This window comes from Streptomyces sp. NBC_00080, from assembly GCF_045041255.1.
Classification (GTDB): Bacteria; Actinomycetota; Actinomycetes; order Streptomycetales; family Streptomycetaceae; genus Streptomyces; species Streptomyces coriariae.
The window spans coordinates 4,240,838-4,259,256 of record NZ_CP108235.1 but is presented as its reverse complement, the minus strand read 5'-3'; the positions used below and the strand labels follow the sequence as shown (position 1 = coordinate 4,259,256).

Here is an 18,419-nt window from a genome sequence, read left to right as displayed (position 1 = left end):
GCGTCATCGGCCACCGGGTCGACTCAGCCCAGCACCCGCACCGGCGCCCCCGCCAGATACGCCCGAACTCCCTCCACCGCCTGTCCGTAGTACCGCTCGTAGTTGGCCCGCGACACATACCCAAGGTGTGGAGTCGCCAGCAGGCGCGGAGCGCTCCGCATCGGGTGGTCGGCGGGGAGGGGTTCGACGTCGAAGACGTCCACGCCCGCGCCCGCGATGCGGCCCTCGCGCAGCGCCGTCAGCAACGCGTCCTGGTCGACGATCGCCGCCCGCGAGGTGTTCACCAGGTACGCCGTCGGCTTGAGGAGAGCCAGTTCGGCCGGGCCGAGCAGCCCCCGGGTGCGGTCGCTCAGGGCCAGGTGGATCGACACGAAGTCGCTCTCGGAGAGAAGCTCCTCCTTCGAGGCGGCCGGCCGCACCCCCACCTCCGCCGCCCGTCCCGCCGTCAGGTTCTGGCTCCACGCGCTCACCTCCATGCCGAAGGCGAGGCCCACCCGGGCGACCGGCGCGCCGATCTTCCCCAGGCCCAGCAGTCCGAGCCGCCGACCGTGCAGGTCCGCGCCGACCGTGGACTGCCACGGCCCGCCCTCCCGCAGCGCGGTGCTCTCCTGCACCAGTCCGCGCGCGAGGCCCAGCAGCAACGCCCAGGTCAGCTCCACCGGCGGAGTCGAGGAGCTCTCCGTACCGCACACCGTCACGCCGTTCGCCTTCGCCGCCGCGTAGTCGATCACCGAGTTGCGCATGCCGGAGGCGATCAGCAGGCGCAGCCGGGGGAGACGGTCCAGCAGCGACGCCGGGAAGGGGACGCGCTCCCGCAGGGTGACCACACAGTCGAAGTCGGCGAGCGCCGTCGCGAGTTCGTCCTCGTCGACGAAGTGCTCGGTGAAGGAGACTGCCTCCAGCCCTTCGCCCGACGCAGGCGCCGACGCCGACCAGTCGGCGAGCGTCGTCGCGACGTTCTGGAAGTCGTCGAGTACGGCACAACGAAAGGGCACGGCTGATCCTCCAGGTGAGGTGATTTCGACCGGGGGCAGGTCCGGTCCGAGGCTACGGTGAGACCGTGAGCGACTCGGCCGCGACCGGCGGCTACTCCGGCACCCCCCTCGCCAAGAAGCTCGGCGTCAAGCCCCGCCACCGGGTGCGACTGCGACACGCCCCGGCCGGATGGGACCTCCCCGGCCTCCCCGACGGTGTCCACGTAGCCCCGGGCGGCCCCCGCGACGCCGACATCACCGTCGCCTTCTACCGGGACCACGCCGACCTCGCCACCGAGACCCCGGCCCTCGTCCGCGACCTCGCCGACGACGCCATGCTCTGGGTCGCCTGGCCCCGCAAGGCGGCCGGACACGTCAGCGACCTCACCGAGAACGCCCTGCGCGAGCTCTTCCTGCCCCTCGGCCTCGTGGATGTGAAGGTCGCCGCGCTGGGGGAGGACTGGTCGGGGCTGAAGTTCGTCCGGCGCAGGGAAAACCGACGCCGCTGAACCGACACAACCGGAGCCGACGTATCCAGAGGCGAGCCATGGAGAACCGCTGTGCTCCATCGGAACCGAGGCGACCCGCCGAGCGCATCGCCGCAAGGGGCCGGATCGGCGGAACCGGCTTGGGCAGAACCGGCATAAAAGGGAAGCAAAAAGAGGCGGTGCCGGAGCAACGCCCGCACCTGAGGCAACATCTAGGTGAACGACAGGCCCGCGGGTGGACGGGACGCGGTCGCGCCGAGGGCCGGACGGAGTGAGGGACGTGGTGGACGTGGGGGACTTCGGGGACGCGGCGCAGCCGAGGATCGCCGTGGCCGTGGTGACCATGGGCAACCGGCCCGCCGAGGTCGACGCGCTGCTGGAGTCGGTGGCCAAGCAGGACCTGGCGCCCGCCCGCATCGTGATCGTCGGCAACGGCTGCGAACTGCCCGACTTCGCCCAACGCCTCTTCCTGCCCGGCGAGGTCACGACGATCGACGTCGACGAGAACCTCGGCTGCCCCGGCGGCCGCAACATCGCCCTCGCCCGGCTGAGGGAGTACGGCGACGTGGACGTCGTGGTCGACCTGGACGACGACGGGCTGCTCGTCGACGCCGATGTGCTGAGCCGCGTCCGCGACCTGTACGCCGCCGATCCGCGCCTCGGCATCGTCGGTTTCCGGATCGCCGACGAGCACGGCGAGACCCAGCGCCGGCATGTGCCGCGCGTCGGCGCCTCGGACCCGATGCAGGGCGGGTACGTCACCGGCTTCCTCGGTGGTGGCCACGCCCTGAGCATGGCCATGCTCGCGGAGACCGGCGACTGGCCCGCCGAGTTCTTCTTCGCGCACGAGGAGACCGACCTGGCCTGGCGGGCCACCGACGCCGGCTGGAAGATCCTCTACGCGCCCGAGCTGCTCCTCCAGCACCCCAAGACCTCGCCCGCCCGGCACGCGATATACCACCGGGTCACGGCCCGGAACCGGGTCTGGCTGGTCCGCCGCAACCTTCCGCTGCTCCTCATCCCCGTCCACCTGGGCGTCTGGCTCGCCGTCACCCTCCTGCGGACCCGCTCGCTCGGCGGTCTCAAGGCCTGGTTCGGCGGGTTCGCGGAGGGCGTGCGCAAGCCGGCCGGACATCGGCGGCCCATGAAGTGGCGGACGGTGTGGCGGCTGACCCGGCTGGGCAGGCCGCCGGTCATCTGAGGGACCGTCGGGACCACCGGTACGGACCGGAACGGCACGACCGGTACGGACCGGCACGGCACGACCGGTACGGACCGGAACGGCACGCAACGGAACGGGGCGCAGGGCCCGGTCGGTCACCTCCGCCGACCGAGGCCCCGCGCGCCCCCGGATCCGGCCGCGGCGGCGACACTCCCCCGAGTTGCGCGTCGATACGCGCGCACCGTCGGGCCGATTCCGATGATGTGATCACATCAGATCGCGCCAACGGATCGCTAACATGTGGCCAACGGCCCTTCGCGTTGCCGCTGGTCACTTGGTGTTCCGGTACGGCGCCTGGGTACGCGTCCCGGGCGCGAGCGACTCGGTGATGCGACTCGTCAGCGACGCGTCATGCGACTCGTAGTGCGACTCGGCAAGGCAACTCAGGAACAGACCCTCGGTACGGACCGGGCGTGGAAGGACGATGGGTGGCGTGATGCGGCGGTACGGGCTGCGGTTCGGGCTGCTGGGCCCACCGGTCCTGTACACGGCCGACGCGCCGGAGGCCGAGTGCGAGGCAGGTGTCCCTCCGTACGACACCGTCCGCAGCCCGAAGGTACGTGCCCTGCTGGCGTCCCTGCTCCTCGACGCGGGCCGGATCGTGCCGGTCGAGTCACTCAAGGATGCGCTGTGGGGCGGCGCGCCGCCGGTGTCCGCGCAGGCCTCGCTGCACAATCACGTGACCCGGCTGCGTCGGTTGCTCGACGACCCCGAGCGGCTGCGCGCGGTGCCGCCCGGCTATCGGCTCCGGGTCGAACACGGCGAGCTCGACGTCCACGTGTTCGAGCGGCACGTCGCAGCGGCACGCGGTGCGCACGCCGCCCGGAACTGGGAACGCGTCGCGCGCGAGTGCGCGGCGGGACTCGCGCTGTGGCGAGGCACCCCGCTGAGCGGACTCCCCGCCGACCTGGGCGGCTACGCCTTCGTACGACGCCTGCGGGAGGCCCGGCTGCTTCTGCTGGAGTGGCGCTACGACGCCGAACTCGCCCTTGGTGGGACGCGGTTCGAGCGGCTCGTCCCCGAGCTGACGGCCCTGGCCGCCGACCATCCGCTGCGCGAGGCCTACCACCGTCAGCTGATGCTCGCCCTGCATCGCACCGGCCGCCAGGCCGAGGCCCTCGCCGTCCATCGCGACCTTCGCGCCCGCCTCGCCGAGGAACTCGGCATCGAACCGGGCCCGGCGATACGCGACGCCCACGTGGAGATACTGGCCCCCACGACCGACGATCGCCCGACTCCGGTTCCGAGCCCGGCTGTGACGCCGACTCCGGCCCCGATCTCGGCTTCGGCTGCAACGCCGACCGTGGCTCCGGCTCCGACGCACGCTCCGACGCGGGCTCCGACGCGGGCTCCGGCTCCGGCCCAGGCTCCGAATCCGGCTGTGTCGCCGACGCCGACGCCGATGCCGACTCCGACGCAGACTCCGGCTGTCTCGCCGACTCCGGCTCCGAGTCCGACTCCGACGCAGGTTCCGGCTTCGGCTGCCACTCCGGCTGCGGCTCCGGCTCCGACGACGTCCCCTCCCGCCCCGGCCACCGAGCCTGAGAGCCCGCCCGCGCTCCCGCCCGCGCCCAAGTCCGCACCCGATCTCGCCCACCCGCGCACCCGACCGGCGCAACTGCCGCCCCCGCCCGCCCACTTCACCGGCCGAGACGAGCCCCTGCGCCTCCTCCACCGCACGCTTGCCGGCGGCAGTCGGGTCGTCGTCCTCAGCGGTATGGCCGGAGTGGGCAAGAGCGCGCTCGCACTGCACGTCGCACACGCCCTGAAGGAACGTTTCTCCAATGGGCAGCTCTACCTCCACCTGCATGGCGCCACCCCCGGCATGGCCCCCCTCACCGCGCCCCAGGCGCTCACCGCCCTGCTGCGCGACCTCGGTACCGAACCCCGGCACATCCCCGAACACCCGGACGCCGCGTCCGCGTTGCTGAGGACCCTGCTCGCGCCGACCCGCACGCTCGTCGTCCTGGACGACGTCGCGACCGCCTCCCAGGTCCGCCCCCTGCTGCCGGCCGGCCCCGGCTGCGCGGTGATCGTCACCAGCCGCTCGCCGCTGACCACGCTCGACGGCGCCCACCGCTTCCCGCTCGGGCCGCTGTCGGGCGAGGACAGTGCGGCCCTGCTGCGTGCGGCGTCCGGTCCGGGCGAAGGGCGTGCCGTTCTGGACGCGGCCCATCCCCTCGTCCACCTCACCGGCCGCCTCCCGCTCGCCCTGCGCGTCGTCGCCGCCCGACTCGCCGCGCGCAGCGCCCTCATCCCGGACGGGCTGGCCGGTCAACTGGCGGACACCGAGAGCAGGTTGCCCCACCTGGAGTACGACGATCTCAGCGTCCGCCGCTCCCTCGCCGTGGCGCACGACGCGCTCGCCGCCTCCGTACGCCAGGCCGACCGGGACGCGGCCCTCGCCCTGCGCCGCATCGGCACGCTGGACCTGCCCACGTACGACGCCCCCCTCCTCGCCCGACTCACCGGCACCGACGAACCCCGCGCCGAGTCAGCCCTGAACCGGCTCGTCGACGTGGCACTTCTGGAGGAGCACGCATACGGCCACTACACCCCACACGACCTGGTACGGGACTTCGCCCGCGAACTCGCGAAAGCAGACGGGGCGAAGGCCGACGTGGGCTGACGTCGGGCCGGCCGACCACCGCCCAGCCATCCGATCCGACCTGGCCCGGTCACTTCGCGTCGGCGTAGCACTCCACCACCGCCGTGGTGAACGGAAACCGCACCGGTGTCTCCCCGAACGTCAGCCGCCCGGCCAGGTCGGACGCCTCGCGGATCGCGGCGACGACCGTCTCGGCCTCCTCCTGCGGACAGTGCACGATCACCTCGTCGTGCTGGAAGAAGACCAGCTCGGCCGCCATCCCCGCACAGGCCTGCCGGAGCGCGGCGAGCAGCAGCAGCGCCCAGTCGGCGGCGCTGCCCTGGACGACGAAGTTGCGGGCGAACCGGCCACGCGCGCGTGCGTTGGTCGAGGCGTACCCCGGCACCCACTGCCGGTCGGCAGTGGTGTCGTCGTCTCCGCCAGGACCGCCGGGGCTGCCAGAACCGCCAGGACCGCCGAGGGCGGCGGAGTCGACGGGGATGCCGGCCTCCTCGGTACCCTCGTCCCCCGCCCCGCTCGCCGGAGGGCAGGTCCGGCCGAGCCAGGTCCGCACGAGCCGTCCCTCCTCGCCGGCCCGCGCCGCCTCGTCGACGTACGCCACCGCGCGCGGGAAGCGGCGGCGCAGTGCGGCGAGATTCTTCAGACCGTCCCCGGAGGTCTGGCCGTAGACCGCGCCGAGGACGGCGAGTTTCGCCTGGGCGCGGTCGCCGGAGAAGGCGCGGTCGGAGACGGACTGGTAGAGGTCGCTCTCCCGGCCGGCGACCTCCATCAGCCCGGCATCCCGGGAGATCGCCGCCAGCACGCGCGGCTCCATCTGGTCGGCGTCGGCGACGACGAGCCGCCAGCCCGGGTCGGCTACCACCGCCCGCCGGATGACCTTGGGGATCTGGAGGGCGCCGCCGCCGTTGGTCACCCAGCGCCCGGTGACCGTGCCGTGCGCGAGGAACTCCGGCCGGAACCGCCCGTCCCGCACCCAGTCCTGGAGCCAGGACCACCCGTGAGCCACCCAGATGCGGTACAGCTTCTTGTATTCGATCAGCGGCTTCACGGCGGGGTGGTCGAGGGACTCGATCTCCCAGCGCCGGGTCGACTTGATCCGGATGCCGGCCTGCGCGAAGGCCTTGACCACGTCGGCGGGCAGGTCGGGGCGGACCCGGCGCCCGAAGGCGGCCGAGACCTCGTCGGCCAGTTCGGCCAGCCGCCTGGGCTCGCCCCCGCCCGCGTACCGCTCGCCGAGCAGGTCGTGCAGGACCGCGCGGTGCACCTCCGCGCTCCACGGCAGCCCGGCCCGGTTCATCTCGGCGGCCACCAGCATCCCCGCCGACTCGGCCGCCGTCAGCAGCCGCATCCGCGCCGGGTGTTCGGCCAGCTCGTGCCGCCGCTGCTGCTCGGCGTAGACGGCGAGCAGGTCTTCGAGCGGCAGCCGGACGGCGGTGTCCTGCGCCTCGAACAGCGAGGACTGCGCGCCGGGCGCGGCGGAGCGCTGCGGCGGGTCCGGTGGTACGGGGCCACCGCGCAGCCGGGCCAGCGCGGCGGCCGCCGAGCGGGGCTCTCCGGAGCGCCCCTCGTGACCCAGGAGGAGGGTCTCGGCGTCCTCGACGTCGTAGCACCGCTCTACTCGCATCCCCGTGGCGAGCAGACGTGGGTACACCTCGGCCGTGGAGCGCCAGACCCACCGGGTGACGTCGGGCCGGTCGCGCACGGCCCGCGCCAGGTCCGCCTCCCGCAGCACCGGGCCGGTGGGCAGCCCGCCGGGACCGAGGGGGGCGAGTTCCACGCCACCGTCCTCGGCCGGAGCGAGTGCCCACCGGTCGGCCATGCTGTGAGTGTGGCAGGAGGGTCTGACAACGCCCCTGACCGCTGCTCCTGACCCTGACCGCTGGTCCTGGCCCTGGCCCTGACCGCTGCTCCTGACCCTGACGGCTGTGCCTGCCTCCGGCCGTCGCTCCTGCCCCTGACGGCTACTGCTGCCCTTGTCCCGGCTCCTGCCCCTGCTGCACCGAGATCGTGGCCAGAACCTTCGCGACATACCGTTCGGTGCCGGTCTTGTCGACGCCGAGGCCGCTGAGGACGCCCTCGCCGTTCTCGAACTCCAGCAGCGCCAGCAGGATGTGCTCGGTGCCGATGTAGTTGTGGCCGAGGCGGAGCGCCTCGCGGAAGGTGAGCTCCAGGACCTTCTTGGCGTCCGGCCCGTAGGGGACCAGCTCGGGCGCCTCCGCCACGGCGGGCGGGAGCACGGCGGTCGCGGCCTCGCGGACCGCCTCCAGGGAGACGCCCTGCTCGATGATCGCCTTCGCCGCGACGGCCTCCGGCTCGGCGAGCAGGCCCAGGACGAGGTGCGCGGGCAGCCCCTCGGCGTTTCCGGCGGTCTTGGACGCGTTGTGCGCGGCCATGACCGCGTTCCGCGCGCGGGGGGTGTAGCGGGTGAAGCCCTGGCTCGCGTCGAGGTCGGCCGACTCCTTCGGCACGAACCGCTTCTGGGCGGCCTGCCGGGTGACGCCCATGCTCCGGCCGATGTCGGTCCAGGAGGCACCCGAGCGGCGGGCCTGGTCGACGAAGTGGCCGATGAGATGGTCCGCCACGTCGCCCAGGTGGTCGGCGGCGATGACGGCGTCCTGGAGCTGGTCGAGCGGCTCGTTGTGGACCTTCTTGATGGCGTCGATGAGGTCGTCGAGACGGACGGACGAGGTGGTGCCGGGTCGTGGAGTCGTCATGTGTCAACCGTAGGTTGACAGTAGGGGAGTGTCAACCCGAGGTTGTCACTCCCCTGGGTGTCGTCGCCGGGCTCCGTGACACGATCGACCGGTGAGCAGCACCCACCACAGCACCCCGAGCGACGACCGGTCCGGCGGTCGGTCCGGCGGTCGGTCCGGCGACCCGGCAGGCGACTCGCCCGGCGGCCCGTCCGGCACCGTCGAACGCGCCTTCCGGGCCGCGCTCTACGACACCGCCGACGCCACCCTCGACACCGGCGCCTCGCTCCTCGCCGCCGACCGCGCGGCGGACGCCGAACTGGCCGGGCGGGGCGAGGAGTTCGTGGCGGCGGCCTGGCGGCGGGGCTGGCAGCCCGCCGACCTCGTACGGTTCGTACGGCGTGAGCTGGACGACGTCCACGTCGGCCTGGTGTCGGAGCTGATCCGCGCGCAGGCGCGTGACGACCGGGCGCGCGGACGGCGCTGGGCGGCCCAGCTGGCGGAGCTGTCCGACGGCACTCCGCCCGCGCCCGCCACCGACCGTTTCTCGTACGCCACCACGGTCCTGGAGCTCTACCGCCTGCTGCTGCGCCTGCCCGCCCTCGAACCCCTCCAGGAAGCCGAACCGCACCGGCAGTCCCGCCCGGGCTCGCACTCCCGCATGCTCACCCGCATCCGCGCGCTGCTCGCCAAGGCCGAGGCGACCGGGTTTCCGCAGGAGGCGGAGGCACTCACGGCGAAGGCGCAGGAGCTGATGGCCCGGCACAGCGTCGACGAGGCGCTGCTCGACGCCCAGGCGCCGGCCCCGGACGCGCCGGGCGCCTGCCGGATCGGCGTCGAGCCGCCGTACGAGCAGGCGAAGGCGGTGCTGCTGAACGCGGTCGCCGACGCGAACCACTGCCGGGCGGTGTGGAACGAACCCTTCGCCTTCTCCACGGTCGTCGGATTCGAGGCCGATCTGGAGGTGGTGGAACTGCTCTACACCTCGCTGCTGGTGCAGGCGCAGTCCGCGATGGCGAAGGCGGAGGCGGCCCAACGGGCGGGCGGTCGCAGGCGGACCAAGACCTTCCGGCAGTCCTTCCTCGCCGCCTACGCCCACCGCATCGGCACCCGTCTGGGCGAGGTCACCGCCGCCGCCGAGACCCAGGTGACCGAGGAACTGCTGCCGGTGCTCGCCTCCCGCGAGGTCGCGGTCACCGCCGCGACGGACCGGATGTTCCCGAAGACCGTCTCCACCCGCCTGCGCGGAGTCACCGACGAGGCGGGCTGGACCGAGGGCGCCGACGCGGCGGACCGGGCCAGGATGCGGTCCCGGCCCCGGCTGCCCTGATGCCCGGGCGGGGGCAGGTGCCCGGCGCCCGATGGATCAGTCGCCCGCCTGCTGGAAGGCGCTCACCGTCGCGTCCGGCACCTTTCCGCTCTTGAGGGCGACATCGCCGTACGACCAGGGGAAGCTCTGGTCGGCCGAGCCGCCCGGCAGGTCGTACTTCACCGTCTTGACGGCGAGGCTCTGGTCGCCGCCGTCCTCGCCGCGCACATAGGTGATCGTGAAGGTGGCGGTGCCCTGTGCCGGGAGGGTCAGCGCCTGCGCCTCGGCGGCCTCGTCCTTCGGGACGGTCGTGGAGCCGTCCTCGGTGGTGAGATCGACGGTGGGGAAGCCGTTCAGGGTGCACTCCGCGCCCTTGTTGGTGAGCGTGACGGTGACGTTGCCGCTGTCCCCGGCGGCGGGAGCGGCGTTGACGGGGCCGACCTCCTGGCCGAGGTCGTCGGCGGCGCAGGCGCCGCCGGCGGAGGCGGTGGATTCGGCGGCCTTGCTCTCGTCGGTGCCGGAGCCGCTGTCGTCCCCGCCGCCGCAGGCGGTGAGGAGCAGGGCGGCGGCGAGAGCGGTGACGGTGAGGGGAACGGCGCGCATGAGTGATCCCTAGGGTTTCGTGACGGTGCTCGAAGGATCATCACGCACGCGCGCGTGCTCGTGTCGCGCGCCCCCGCTCTCATGACCGCTTCGCTACCCGAGGCCGGACGACGGCAGCCCCGACGGCCACTGGCCGCCCTCCGCCTTGGCGAACGTCTCCTTGCCGACCGCACCCGACCAGGTGACCTTCAGGGACTTGGCGTCGGCGGAGTCGACCATGCCGGTCGTCCGGTCGTCCGTCCCGCTGGTGCACTTGAGGTGGATCATCTGCATGCCCGCCTCCTCGCCGGCGGTCCCGCTGCACACGGTCCCGCCGGTCACGAAGAGGGCGGCCTGCTTGCCGGTGATGATCAGGGCGACGGCCTTGCCGTCCGTCGTGGCGAGCCAACTGCCCTCCAGTTCACCGGAGGCGGAGACGGAGGCCGAGGCGGAGTCCGTCGCACCGCCCGTGCCTCCGGTCGCCGTCGTGGGCGTCGCCGAGGAGCCGTCGTCGGACCCTCCGTCGTCGCTGCATCCCGTCAGCACGAGTACGCCCGCCAGCGTGGCGGCCGCGGCAACGGCCGCGGCCCGCACCGGCCGACGGGACGCGCCCCGCGAGAAGATCGCCGAAGTCACTGCAAGCTCCCAAGCTGTAGCCGGCCGACCGGGTCGACCGCACGGACCGCGGACCGTACGGACCGTGGGGCCGTACGGCCCGGTAAGGGACCGCAGCAAGCTACCAGCAAGTCCCCGCAGAACACTGGGGGTGGCCTGTGACCTACCAGGACGACTTCCGGACCCCGGGCAGATGTCCGGCATGGGCCTGCTCCCGCAGGCTCACCCGGGACAGCCCGAACGTCCGGAAGTACCCGCGCGGGCGCCCGTCCACCTGGTCCCGGTTGCGTACGCGCGTCGCGCTCGCGTCCCGCGGCTGTGCGCGCAACTCCCGCTGTGCCGCCGCACGTTCCGTGTCCGTCGACTCCGGCCGCCGGATGATCTCCTTCAGCTCGGCCCGCCGCGCCGCGTACCGCGCGACGGTCTCCTGCCGCTTGTCGTTCTTCGCGATCTTGCTCTTCTTCGCCATCAGATCCGCACCCCCCGCGCGCGGATGCGCGCCACGGCCGCCTCGACGCCGATCGTGTCGACGGTCTTGATGCCCTTCGTGCTCAGCCGCAGCCGTACGTGGCGGCTCTCGCTCGGCAGCCAGTAGCGCCTGGACTGGATGTTCGGGTCGAAGCGGCGCGAAGTGCGCCGGTGGGAGTGGGAGATGCGGTTGCCGAAGCCCGGCTGAGCGCCGGTCAGCATGCAGTGCGCGGACACGGGTGACGTACCTCTCCTCGATCGATGCCAGGGGCAGTAGTGCTAATGGAATTCATTTTCAGTAAGGTACCAGCATGGCACGCAACGACCTCCGCCCGGTCATCAAGCTCCGGTCCACGGCGGGAACGGGCTTCACCTACGTGACCCGCAAGAACCGCCGCAACGACCCGGACCGCATGACCCTGCGCAAGTACGACCCCGTCGTCGGCCGTCACGTCGACTTCCGAGAGGAGCGCTGAACCACCGCCATGCGCAAGGGAATCCACCCGGCCTACGGTCCTGTCGTCTTCCGTGACCGCGCCGCGAACCACGCCTTCCTCACCCGCTCGACGCTGACCGCCACGACGGCCGGGAAGACCGTCGAGTGGGAGGACGGCAACACCTACCCCGTCGTCGACGTCGAGATCTCCAACGTCAGCCACCCCTTCTACACCGGCACCGCCCGCGTCCTGGACACGGCCGGCCGGGTCGAGCGTTTCGAGCGCCGCTTCGGGAAGCGGGGCGGGGCGTGAACATGTCGGTCGTGATCGTCGGCGGACTGCACGCCGACGCCCGCCGGACGACGGTCGCGCGTCTGCTCGCCGACGTCCCGGGCAGCGTCGTGCTCCACCACGACCTCTCGACAGCCGTGGCGGGCACGGTCGTACGGACCACCAGCGACGCCACCGGCATCCTTGCCGCCGGCGAGACGCCCCTGGTCAACGACTGCGCCTGCTGCGCCCTGCGCGAGGATCTCGTCCCCGAGCTGCGCCGCCTCGCCGACGACGGCAGCACGCGTCTCGCGGTCGTCGAACTGTGGGACTCCGTCGAGCCCAAGGCCATGGCCGAGGTGGTCGTGGCCGGCGGGCTCACGGTCACCGGCGTCGTCACCGCCGTCGATCCGGCGCTGCTCCTGCCCTGTCTCGGCAACGGCGACGACCTCGCCGAGTGCGGTCTCGCCGCGGCCGCCACCGACCGGCGCACGGTCGCCGACACCTTCGCGCGCCAGCTGGAGTACGCGCCCGTGCTGGCCGTCGTCGACTCCGAGGAGGCCGACGACGAGGACCGCGAGCTGCTGGCGCAACTGCACCCGACGGCCCGCCAGGTCCGGATCGGACCGGCCGGCCGTGCGGACGCGCGGTCGGCTCTCGCCCGGGCGGTGCTGGCCGGCTTCGACGCCGAGTCGGCCGCCGCCGCCCAGCACCCGGCCTGCGCGCTGCTGCCCGCCGAGGCCGACGCGCACGGGGTGAGCACCTTCGTCTGGCACCGGCGCCGCCCGTTCCACCCGGAGCGGCTGTACGCGGCGCTGGAGGACCTGACCTGCGCGGCCGCCCGCAGCCGGGGCCGGTTCTGGCTCGCCGACAAACCCGATGTCCTGCTCCACTGGGACGCGGCCGGCGGAGCGCTGTGCGTGGAGTCGGCCGGTCCGTGGCTCGCCTCCCTGCCCGACGCGGCCTGGGACATGGTCCCGCCGCTGCGGCGCGCCGCCGCCGCGCTCGACTGGCACCCCGAGCACGGCGACTGCTGCCAGCACCTGGTCTTCACGTCCCCCGGCCTGGACCGGGACGGCCTGGCGCACCTCCTGGAGTCCTGCCTGCTCACCGACGCCGAGTACACCGCCGGCCGGGCCGCCTGGAAGCGGCTGCCGCCCGCCTTCGACACCCTCCTGGAGGTCTGACCCATGCCCCGCAAGACCGAGCACCCGCCCGCCAGGTCCCGCCCCAACCCGCTCGACCAGGCCAAGATCACGTACATCGACTACAAGGACACCGACCTCCTGCGGAAGTTCCTCTCCGACCGAGGCAAGATCCGCAGCCGCCGGGTCACCCGCGTCTCCGCCCAACAGCAACGCCGACTGTCCCGAGCCATCAAGAACGCCCGAGAAATGGCCCTGCTCCCGCACGCCACCCCCCGCTGACCCACCCCGCCCCCTTCCCGCGGCTGTCCTGTACGCGTCCTCCCCGTCCACCCACCCCTCGCCCGGGAGTGGCTCCATCCGTACTTCCGGGCCCGCTGTCTCCGTACGGCCTGCCCCTCATCCGGATGAGGGGATTCACCTACGGCGTCTACTCACCCTGGCCGTTCGAGGCAGCCGTCGACCCGACACTGAGCCGATGCCTCACTACGGCGTCGGGCCGTCTCCGTCCCGCCCCCGCGGCCGACTTCACCGTCGTGCGCGGGGGCGGCGGCTTGTCGCCGTCGATCGTCGTCATCCGGGGTCTGCCGGCTCCGGCCGGGGCGGCGGACCGGTCGGGTCGTCCTCGGACGGACAGGTGTCAGGGGGTTTCGGCGTCGGGCGGGACGCCGGAGGGGTGCCCGGCCGCCGCGCCGCCCGCCGTCCCGCGGCACTGGCGTACACCGGGCGGAACCACATCCGGAGGGGCGTCCTGCCGTGCCGAGCGGATGCCGGGCATCCGCCGGAACCGCTCATTTCGGGACGGCCCCGCCGCCGGACACCGGCCCCCGTCAGCCGATCCGTTCCCGTGTCGACGGAACAGGACGGCCACGCCATGCGTCTGTTCCTAGTGCAGGAGTAGTTCGATCCGGACGACTTTCACGTGGACCCGACGTCCACCGCCGACCCGGACGTGCGGGGCGGAACGCCGGGTAAAGCGGGCGTCAAAGCTGTAACCAGGCAGGCACCCCGCGTGCACGTGCATCTGCTCATGCGTCTGCACATGAACGGGGTTATGATCCGGGACAGTTGACCACGCCACCAATGGCCACACGAGCCAGTGCACCACCAGGGAGCGACCTGTGGACCACCACGTTGACGGGGGGCACGACGTGCACAACGGCATGACGGCCACACAGCTGTACGGGGTTGCCTGGCAGAAGAGCCGGCACAGCAACTCGCAGGGTTCCTGCGTCGAGTTCGCACGGCTGCCGGGCGGTGACGTGGCCGTGCGCAACTCGCGCTTCCCCGACGGTCCGGCGCTCGTCTACACCCGCGCGGAGATCGAGGCGATGCTGCTCGGCATCAAGGACGGCGAGTTCGACCACCTGATCGCGAGCTGACGTCCCTCGACGTGCTCGCCCTCCCCTCGGCCGCTTCCCGTCTCTTCTCCCGCGCCTTGACTCCGCGCACACCGGGATTTCGGACTTTTCGCTTGAAAATGGTGGGCGACGCGCGTAGAACCGCGGCGTCAGGGCGCGCCGCGGTTCGTCATTCGGCAGGCGTGTGCAGCCGGAAGAGCGCCCAGACGACCTTGCCGCCCAGGCTGCCGGAGAGCGGGTGCCAGCCCCAGCTGTCGGCGAAGGAGTCGACGAGGAACAGGCCGCGGCCCGACTCCGCCGAGAAGTCTTCGCCCCCGCGGGGCAGCGGACTCTCCCGGCTGGGATCGCGCACCGCGCACACGAGTCGTTCGGTCCACCGCATCAGGTGCAGCCGCACGGGCGGATGCTGCCGGTCGGGTACGTGCGGGACGTCGTCGGAGGAGAGTCCGTGTCTGAGAGCGTTGGTCACCAGCTCCGAGACGACCAGACAGACGTCGTCGAAACGGTCTCCGACGTCCCACTGGCCGAGGGTCCGCTTGGTGAACTGGCGGGCCTCGCGCACCGCTTCGAAGCGGGCGGGCAGGGCGCACGAGGCGGCGTTGGACACGGCCGCGGGATCAAGCGGCGGAAGGCCCTGCCGTAACGGCTCGAGCATGGTCGATCCATTCGTCCCCATGCGAGGCACTCCCGGGATTCGCGGTCGTTGCGATGCAGCGGTGGCGCGAGACCATGGTTTCCGATGCGCACTGCGGATGCAAGGGCAGATGCACGTGCACGTGACCGAAATGGACCCGCCCGTACCGCTTCTTGGCCATTTTTTCCGCCAACTTCTCGCCCATCAGAGCCACTTCTCTTGCTTTCTCCTCACTGTTCCCTCGCATCGCGCTGTACGTATCCTTTGTCTTCTTTCCATCTCTGTAATCGGACGAGTACTGCTCGAAGTGTTTTAGTGGCAGACTGCGGCCCCTAAGACGGTTGGGGAGGCTGGCGAACGTGAGCGCGGGAGAGCCCGGATCGGTGGTGCGGCGGATGCTGCTCGGTTCGCAACTACGGCGACTGCGTGAGGCACGTGGCATCACGCGCGAGGCGGCGGGTTACTCGATCAGGGCCTCGGAGTCGAAGATCAGCCGGATGGAACTGGGCCGGGTGAGCTTCAAGACCCGGGACGTGGAGGACCTGCTGACGCTGTACGGCATCACGGACGACACCGAGCGCCAGGCGCTCGTCGGACTCGCCCGTGAGGCCAATGTGGCCGGCTGGTGGCACAGTTACTCGGACGTCCTCCCCAACTGGTTCCCCACCTATGTCGGCCTGGAGGGCGCGGCCGCGCTGATCCGTGCGTACGAGGTCCAGTTCGTGCACGGCCTGCTCCAGACCGAGGCGTACGCCCACGCGGTCGTCAGCCGGGGTATGAAGGGCGCGAACGCGGCCGACATCGACCGGCGGGTCGCGCTGCGACTGGAGCGGCAGAAGTACCTCGTCGCGGAGAGCGCCCCCGACTTCCACATCGTCCTCGACGAGGCGGCGCTGCGCCGGCCGTACGGCGACCGCGGGGTGATGCGCGGACAGCTCCAGCATCTGATCGAGATCTCCGAGCGTCCCAACGTGCGGCTCCAGGTGATGCCGTTCAGCTTCGGCGGGCACTCCGGCGAGTCCGGCGCCTTCACCATCCTGAGCTTCCCGGAGTCCGACCTCCAGGACGTCGTCTACCTGGAGCAGCTCACCAGCGCCCTTTACCTCGACAAGCGCGAGGACGTCGCGCAGTACGAGCAGGCGCTGAAGGAGCTCCAGCAGGACAGCCCCGGGCCGGACGAGAGCCGGGACCTCCTGCGCGGACTGATCCAGCTGTCCTAGGGATTCCCCTGGGCACCACCTGGAACGGCCCCAACTCCCTTGAAACCCCCGTACGATGACGTGTGATCAGATCGTGATGCCGATCGATCGCAGCCGATCGCAGCAGGGGATTGAGGGATCACATGACGTCCTACTTCACTGACCTGGCCCAGCAGTACATCGACGGTAAGTGGCGTCCGGGGACCGGGTCCTGGGACATCATCGACTTCAACCCCTACGACGGCGAGAAGCTGGCCTCGATCACGATAGCCACCGTCGAAGAGGTCGACGACGCCTACCGTGCCGCCGCCCGCGTCCAGAAGCAGTGGGCGGCGACCAATGCCTATGCCCGCCGCTCGGTCTTCGAGAAGGTGCTGCGGCTGGTCGAGGAGCGCGAGGCCGAGATCAGCGAGGTCCTCGTCGCCGAGGCCGGCGGCACCTTCGGCAAGGCCGCCTTCGAGCTGCACCTCGCCAAGGAGTTCCTGCGCGAGTCGATCCACCTGGCGCTGCGTCCCGAGGGCCGCATCCTGCCCTCGCCGATCGACGGCAAGGAGAACCGCGTCTACCGGGAGCCGGTCGGTGTGGTCGGTGTGATCAGCCCGTTCAACGTGCCCTTCCTGCTGTCTCTGAAGTCCGTCGCCCCCGCGCTGGCCCTCGGCAACGGTGTGGTGCTCAAGCCGCACCAGAACACCCCGATCGCCGGCGGCACCGTGATCGCCAAGCTCTTCGAGGACGCCGGACTGCCCCCGGGCCTGTTGAACGTCGTCGTGACCGACATCGCCGAGATCGGCGACGCCTTCCTCGAGCACCCGATCCCGCGGGTCATCTCCTTCACCGGTTCCGACAAGGTCGGCCGCCATGTCGCCACCGTCGCCGCCTCGCACTTCAAGCGGTCCATCATCGAACTCGGCGGCAACAGCGCCTTCGTCGTCCTCGACGACGCCGACGTCGACTACGCGGTCGACGCTGCCGTCTTCAGCCGCTTCGTCCACCAGGGCCAGGTCTGCATGGCCGCCAACCGCATCCTGGTCGACCGCTCGCTCGCGGACGAGTTCACCGAGAAGTTCGTCGCCAAGGTGAAGACCCTCAAGGCAGGCGACCCGCGCGACCCGCAGACCGCCATCGGCCCGGTGATCAACTCCCAGCAGGCGGAGGCCGTGACCGGCGCCGTCGAGCAGGCGATCGCCGAGGGCGCGACCGCCCTGCTGCACGGCACGACCACGGACAACCTCGTCGAGCCCTCCGTGCTGGCCGGCCTGCCCGTCGACTCCGCCCTGCTCCAGCAGGAGGTTTTCGGCCCGGTCGTCTTCATCAACACCTTCGACGGCGAGGAGGAGGCGGTCCGCATCGCCAACGACACGCCGTACGGCCTCAGCGGCGCCGTCCACACCGCCGACATCGAGCGGGGCGTCGCCTTCGCCAAGCAGATCGTCACCGGCATGTTCCACGTCAACGACGCCACCGTCCACGACGAGCCGATCGTCCCCTTCGGCGGCGAGAAGAACTCCGGCGTCGGCCGCCTCAACGGCGAGACGACCCTGGAGGCCTTCACCACCACGAAGTGGATCTCGGTCCAGCACGGCCGCAGCGGATTCCCGTTCTGAGCCGACCGACCCCCTGAGGGCCGGAGGGCCGGCCTTTCGGCAGCACGGCGGACATGCGTCCGGGCACCTGACGGGCGTGTGTCCGCCACGCCATAACCTGGGCGCATGTCAGCGATCCGTCTTCTCGTGCTGGGCGCCGTGCGTCAGCACGGGCGGGCCCACGGCTACCAGGTGCGCGGCGACCTGGAGTACTGGGGCGCCCATGAGTGGTCCAACGCCAAGCCGGGCTCGATCTACCACGCCCTGAAGCAGATGGCGAAGCAGGGGCTGCTGCGCGAGCACGAGACGGCCCCGTCGACCGCGGGCGGCCCGCCGCGCACCGAGTACGAGATCACCGAGGCCGGCACCGAGGAGTACTTCAGGCTGCTGCGCGAGGCGCTGACCTCCTACGACCAGAAGACGGACGTGAAGTCGGCGGCCATCGGCTTCGTGGTCGACCTCCCGCGCGCGGAGGCCGTGTCGCTCCTGAAGGAGCGCATCCACGGCATCGAGGAGTGGCGCTCCGCCGTCACCGAGCACTACGTCCCCGAGGACGGACCGGAGCAACTGGGCCATATCGGGGAGATCATGAACCTCTGGATCCACACGGCCGACGCCGAGGCCACCTGGACGCGGGGCCTGATCGCGCGGATCGAGCGCGGCGCGTACACCTTCGCGGGGGAGGGCGATCCGTTCGTCGGCGTCCTCGCCGAGGGCGAGGAGAACCCGTACGCCACGGATGAGCGGCATCCGGGAGACGCCCGCTAATCAAGTTTGACGAGCCTGTCCCGTGGCGATACTTTGCCTCGGTAGTCAAGTTTGATTAGCAGA

The 18,419-nt window shown here is 71.7% G+C and carries 19 protein-coding genes and 1 pseudogene; 12 read left to right on the top strand and 8 right to left on the bottom strand.

The genetic code is table 11. The annotated features are described in order from the left end of the window. Positions 1-23: 23 nt before the first annotated feature. The gene (locus OHU34_RS18910; protein ID WP_142265518.1) at positions 24-995 is read right to left on the bottom strand and encodes a D-2-hydroxyacid dehydrogenase family protein; all 972 of its coding nucleotides are present in this window, start codon (positions 993-995) and stop codon (positions 24-26) included. A 65-nt stretch (positions 996-1,060) separates the two neighbouring features. Here OHU34_RS18910 and OHU34_RS18905 point away from each other — a divergent pair, with 65 nt between their 5' ends. The 3 genes and pseudogenes from OHU34_RS18905 to OHU34_RS18895 all read left to right on the top strand — a co-directional run. Then, complete coding sequence (locus tag OHU34_RS18905) at positions 1,061-1,483, top strand: DUF3052 domain-containing protein (protein WP_405767361.1); 423 nt, start codon at positions 1,061-1,063, stop codon at positions 1,481-1,483. Between the two features lie 259 nt (positions 1,484-1,742). Beyond that, positions 1,743-2,663, top strand: coding sequence for a glycosyltransferase family 2 protein (locus OHU34_RS18900; RefSeq protein WP_142265520.1), 921 nt, complete (start codon positions 1,743-1,745; stop codon positions 2,661-2,663). Between the two features lie 445 nt (positions 2,664-3,108). Then, positions 3,109-5,295 (top strand): annotated as a pseudogene (locus OHU34_RS18895) (BTAD domain-containing putative transcriptional regulator); the annotation flags it as partial. Between the two features lie 67 nt (positions 5,296-5,362). On the opposite strand, the gene OHU34_RS18890 reads toward OHU34_RS18895, so the two are convergent. Further along, on the bottom strand, positions 5,363-7,111 hold the full coding sequence (locus OHU34_RS18890; protein ID WP_405767357.1) for a bifunctional 3'-5' exonuclease/DNA polymerase: 1,749 nt from the start codon (positions 7,109-7,111) through the stop codon (positions 5,363-5,365). A gap of 142 nt (positions 7,112-7,253) precedes the next feature. Further along, the gene (locus OHU34_RS18885; protein WP_230194986.1) at positions 7,254-8,006 is read right to left on the bottom strand and encodes a Clp protease N-terminal domain-containing protein; all 753 of its coding nucleotides are present in this window, start codon (positions 8,004-8,006) and stop codon (positions 7,254-7,256) included. A gap of 91 nt (positions 8,007-8,097) precedes the next feature. Between OHU34_RS18885 and OHU34_RS18880 the strand changes: the two genes are divergently transcribed. Beyond that, entirely contained in the window at positions 8,098-9,315 is a 1,218-nt protein-coding gene (locus OHU34_RS18880; RefSeq protein WP_142265524.1) for a DUF2786 domain-containing protein, read from the top strand. A gap of 36 nt (positions 9,316-9,351) precedes the next feature. On the opposite strand, the gene OHU34_RS18875 is transcribed toward OHU34_RS18880, so the two are convergent. The 4 genes from OHU34_RS18875 to rpmB form a co-directional block, all read right to left on the bottom strand. Further along, positions 9,352-9,897 (bottom strand): DUF4232 domain-containing protein, encoded by a 546-nt coding sequence (locus OHU34_RS18875; protein WP_142265525.1) that lies wholly within the window; start codon positions 9,895-9,897, stop codon positions 9,352-9,354. 93 nt (positions 9,898-9,990) lie between these two features. Continuing rightward, positions 9,991-10,512, bottom strand: a complete 522-nt coding sequence (locus OHU34_RS18870) for a hypothetical protein (protein WP_142265526.1) — start codon at positions 10,510-10,512, stop codon at positions 9,991-9,993. Positions 10,513-10,654: 142 nt separating this feature from the next. Next, the gene (gene rpsN, locus OHU34_RS18865) at positions 10,655-10,960 is read right to left on the bottom strand and encodes a 30S ribosomal protein S14 (protein WP_142265527.1); all 306 of its coding nucleotides are present in this window, start codon (positions 10,958-10,960) and stop codon (positions 10,655-10,657) included. After that, positions 10,960-11,196, bottom strand: a complete 237-nt coding sequence (gene rpmB / locus OHU34_RS18860; RefSeq protein WP_142265528.1) for a 50S ribosomal protein L28 — start codon at positions 11,194-11,196, stop codon at positions 10,960-10,962. The genes rpsN and rpmB overlap by 1 nt, the downstream gene beginning before the upstream one ends. Positions 11,197-11,270: 74 nt before the next feature. Between rpmB and rpmG the strand changes: the two genes are divergently transcribed. The 5 genes from rpmG (at position 11,271) to OHU34_RS18835 (ending at position 14,193) form a co-directional block, all read left to right on the top strand. Next, complete coding sequence (gene rpmG, locus OHU34_RS18855) at positions 11,271-11,435, top strand: 50S ribosomal protein L33 (protein ID WP_405767353.1); 165 nt, start codon at positions 11,271-11,273, stop codon at positions 11,433-11,435. Positions 11,436-11,444: 9 nt separating this feature from the next. Beyond that, positions 11,445-11,708 carry a type B 50S ribosomal protein L31 gene (locus tag OHU34_RS18850; protein WP_142265529.1) on the top strand — a complete coding sequence of 88 codons (264 nt, stop codon included), beginning with the start codon at positions 11,445-11,447 and terminating at the stop codon, positions 11,706-11,708. A 2-nt stretch (positions 11,709-11,710) separates the two neighbouring features. Beyond that, a complete protein-coding gene (locus tag OHU34_RS18845) occupies positions 11,711-12,853 on the top strand; it encodes a CobW family GTP-binding protein (RefSeq protein WP_405767350.1) in 1,143 nt (380 codons plus the stop codon). A gap of 3 nt (positions 12,854-12,856) precedes the next feature. Beyond that, positions 12,857-13,093, top strand: coding sequence for a 30S ribosomal protein S18 (rpsR, locus tag OHU34_RS18840; RefSeq protein ID WP_142265531.1), 237 nt, complete (start codon positions 12,857-12,859; stop codon positions 13,091-13,093). An 881-nt stretch (positions 13,094-13,974) separates the two neighbouring features. Beyond that, positions 13,975-14,193 (top strand): DUF397 domain-containing protein, encoded by a 219-nt coding sequence (locus OHU34_RS18835; protein ID WP_052183895.1) that lies wholly within the window; start codon positions 13,975-13,977, stop codon positions 14,191-14,193. Positions 14,194-14,341: 148 nt separating this feature from the next. Here the strand turns inward: OHU34_RS18835 and OHU34_RS18830 are convergent, their stop codons facing one another. Further along, complete coding sequence (locus OHU34_RS18830) at positions 14,342-14,827, bottom strand: ATP-binding protein (protein WP_405767346.1); 486 nt, start codon at positions 14,825-14,827, stop codon at positions 14,342-14,344. A gap of 374 nt (positions 14,828-15,201) precedes the next feature. Here OHU34_RS18830 and OHU34_RS18825 point away from each other — a divergent pair, with 374 nt between their 5' ends. The 3 genes from OHU34_RS18825 to OHU34_RS18815 all read left to right on the top strand — a co-directional run bounded on the left by OHU34_RS18825 (position 15,202) and on the right by OHU34_RS18815 (position 18,356). Next, positions 15,202-16,026 (top strand): helix-turn-helix transcriptional regulator, encoded by an 825-nt coding sequence (locus OHU34_RS18825; protein ID WP_052183894.1) that lies wholly within the window; start codon positions 15,202-15,204, stop codon positions 16,024-16,026. A gap of 122 nt (positions 16,027-16,148) precedes the next feature. Next, positions 16,149-17,609, top strand: coding sequence for an aldehyde dehydrogenase family protein (locus OHU34_RS18820; RefSeq protein WP_142265534.1), 1,461 nt, complete (start codon positions 16,149-16,151; stop codon positions 17,607-17,609). Between the two features lie 105 nt (positions 17,610-17,714). Further along, the gene (locus OHU34_RS18815) at positions 17,715-18,356 is read left to right on the top strand and encodes a PadR family transcriptional regulator (protein ID WP_142265535.1); all 642 of its coding nucleotides are present in this window, start codon (positions 17,715-17,717) and stop codon (positions 18,354-18,356) included. Positions 18,357-18,419 lie beyond the last annotated feature (63 nt).

Excerpts from the sequence above, each read along its gene's own strand:
- rpsN (WP_142265527.1), bottom strand. The coding sequence starts at position 10,960 with ATGGCGAAGAAGAGCAAGATCGCGAAGAACGACAAGCGGCAGGAGACC.
- OHU34_RS18835 (WP_052183895.1), top strand. The coding sequence starts at position 13,975 with ATGACGGCCACACAGCTGTACGGGGTTGCCTGGCAGAAGAGCCGGCAC.
- OHU34_RS18885 (WP_230194986.1), bottom strand. The coding sequence starts at position 8,006 with ATGACGACTCCACGACCCGGCACCACCTCGTCCGTCCGTCTCGACGAC.
- OHU34_RS18890 (WP_405767357.1), bottom strand. The coding sequence starts at position 7,111 with ATGGCCGACCGGTGGGCACTCGCTCCGGCCGAGGACGGTGGCGTGGAA.
- OHU34_RS18875 (WP_142265525.1), bottom strand. The coding sequence starts at position 9,897 with ATGCGCGCCGTTCCCCTCACCGTCACCGCTCTCGCCGCCGCCCTGCTC.
- rpmG (WP_405767353.1), top strand. The coding sequence starts at position 11,271 with ATGGCACGCAACGACCTCCGCCCGGTCATCAAGCTCCGGTCCACGGCG.
- OHU34_RS18830 (WP_405767346.1), bottom strand. The coding sequence starts at position 14,827 with ATGCTCGAGCCGTTACGGCAGGGCCTTCCGCCGCTTGATCCCGCGGCC.
- OHU34_RS18820 (WP_142265534.1), top strand. The coding sequence starts at position 16,149 with ATGACGTCCTACTTCACTGACCTGGCCCAGCAGTACATCGACGGTAAG.
- OHU34_RS18815 (WP_142265535.1), top strand. The coding sequence starts at position 17,715 with ATGTCAGCGATCCGTCTTCTCGTGCTGGGCGCCGTGCGTCAGCACGGG.
- OHU34_RS18850 (WP_142265529.1), top strand. The coding sequence starts at position 11,445 with ATGCGCAAGGGAATCCACCCGGCCTACGGTCCTGTCGTCTTCCGTGAC.
- OHU34_RS18845 (WP_405767350.1), top strand. The coding sequence starts at position 11,711 with ATGTCGGTCGTGATCGTCGGCGGACTGCACGCCGACGCCCGCCGGACG.
- rpsR (WP_142265531.1), top strand. The coding sequence starts at position 12,857 with ATGCCCCGCAAGACCGAGCACCCGCCCGCCAGGTCCCGCCCCAACCCG.
- OHU34_RS18825 (WP_052183894.1), top strand. The coding sequence starts at position 15,202 with ATGCTGCTCGGTTCGCAACTACGGCGACTGCGTGAGGCACGTGGCATC.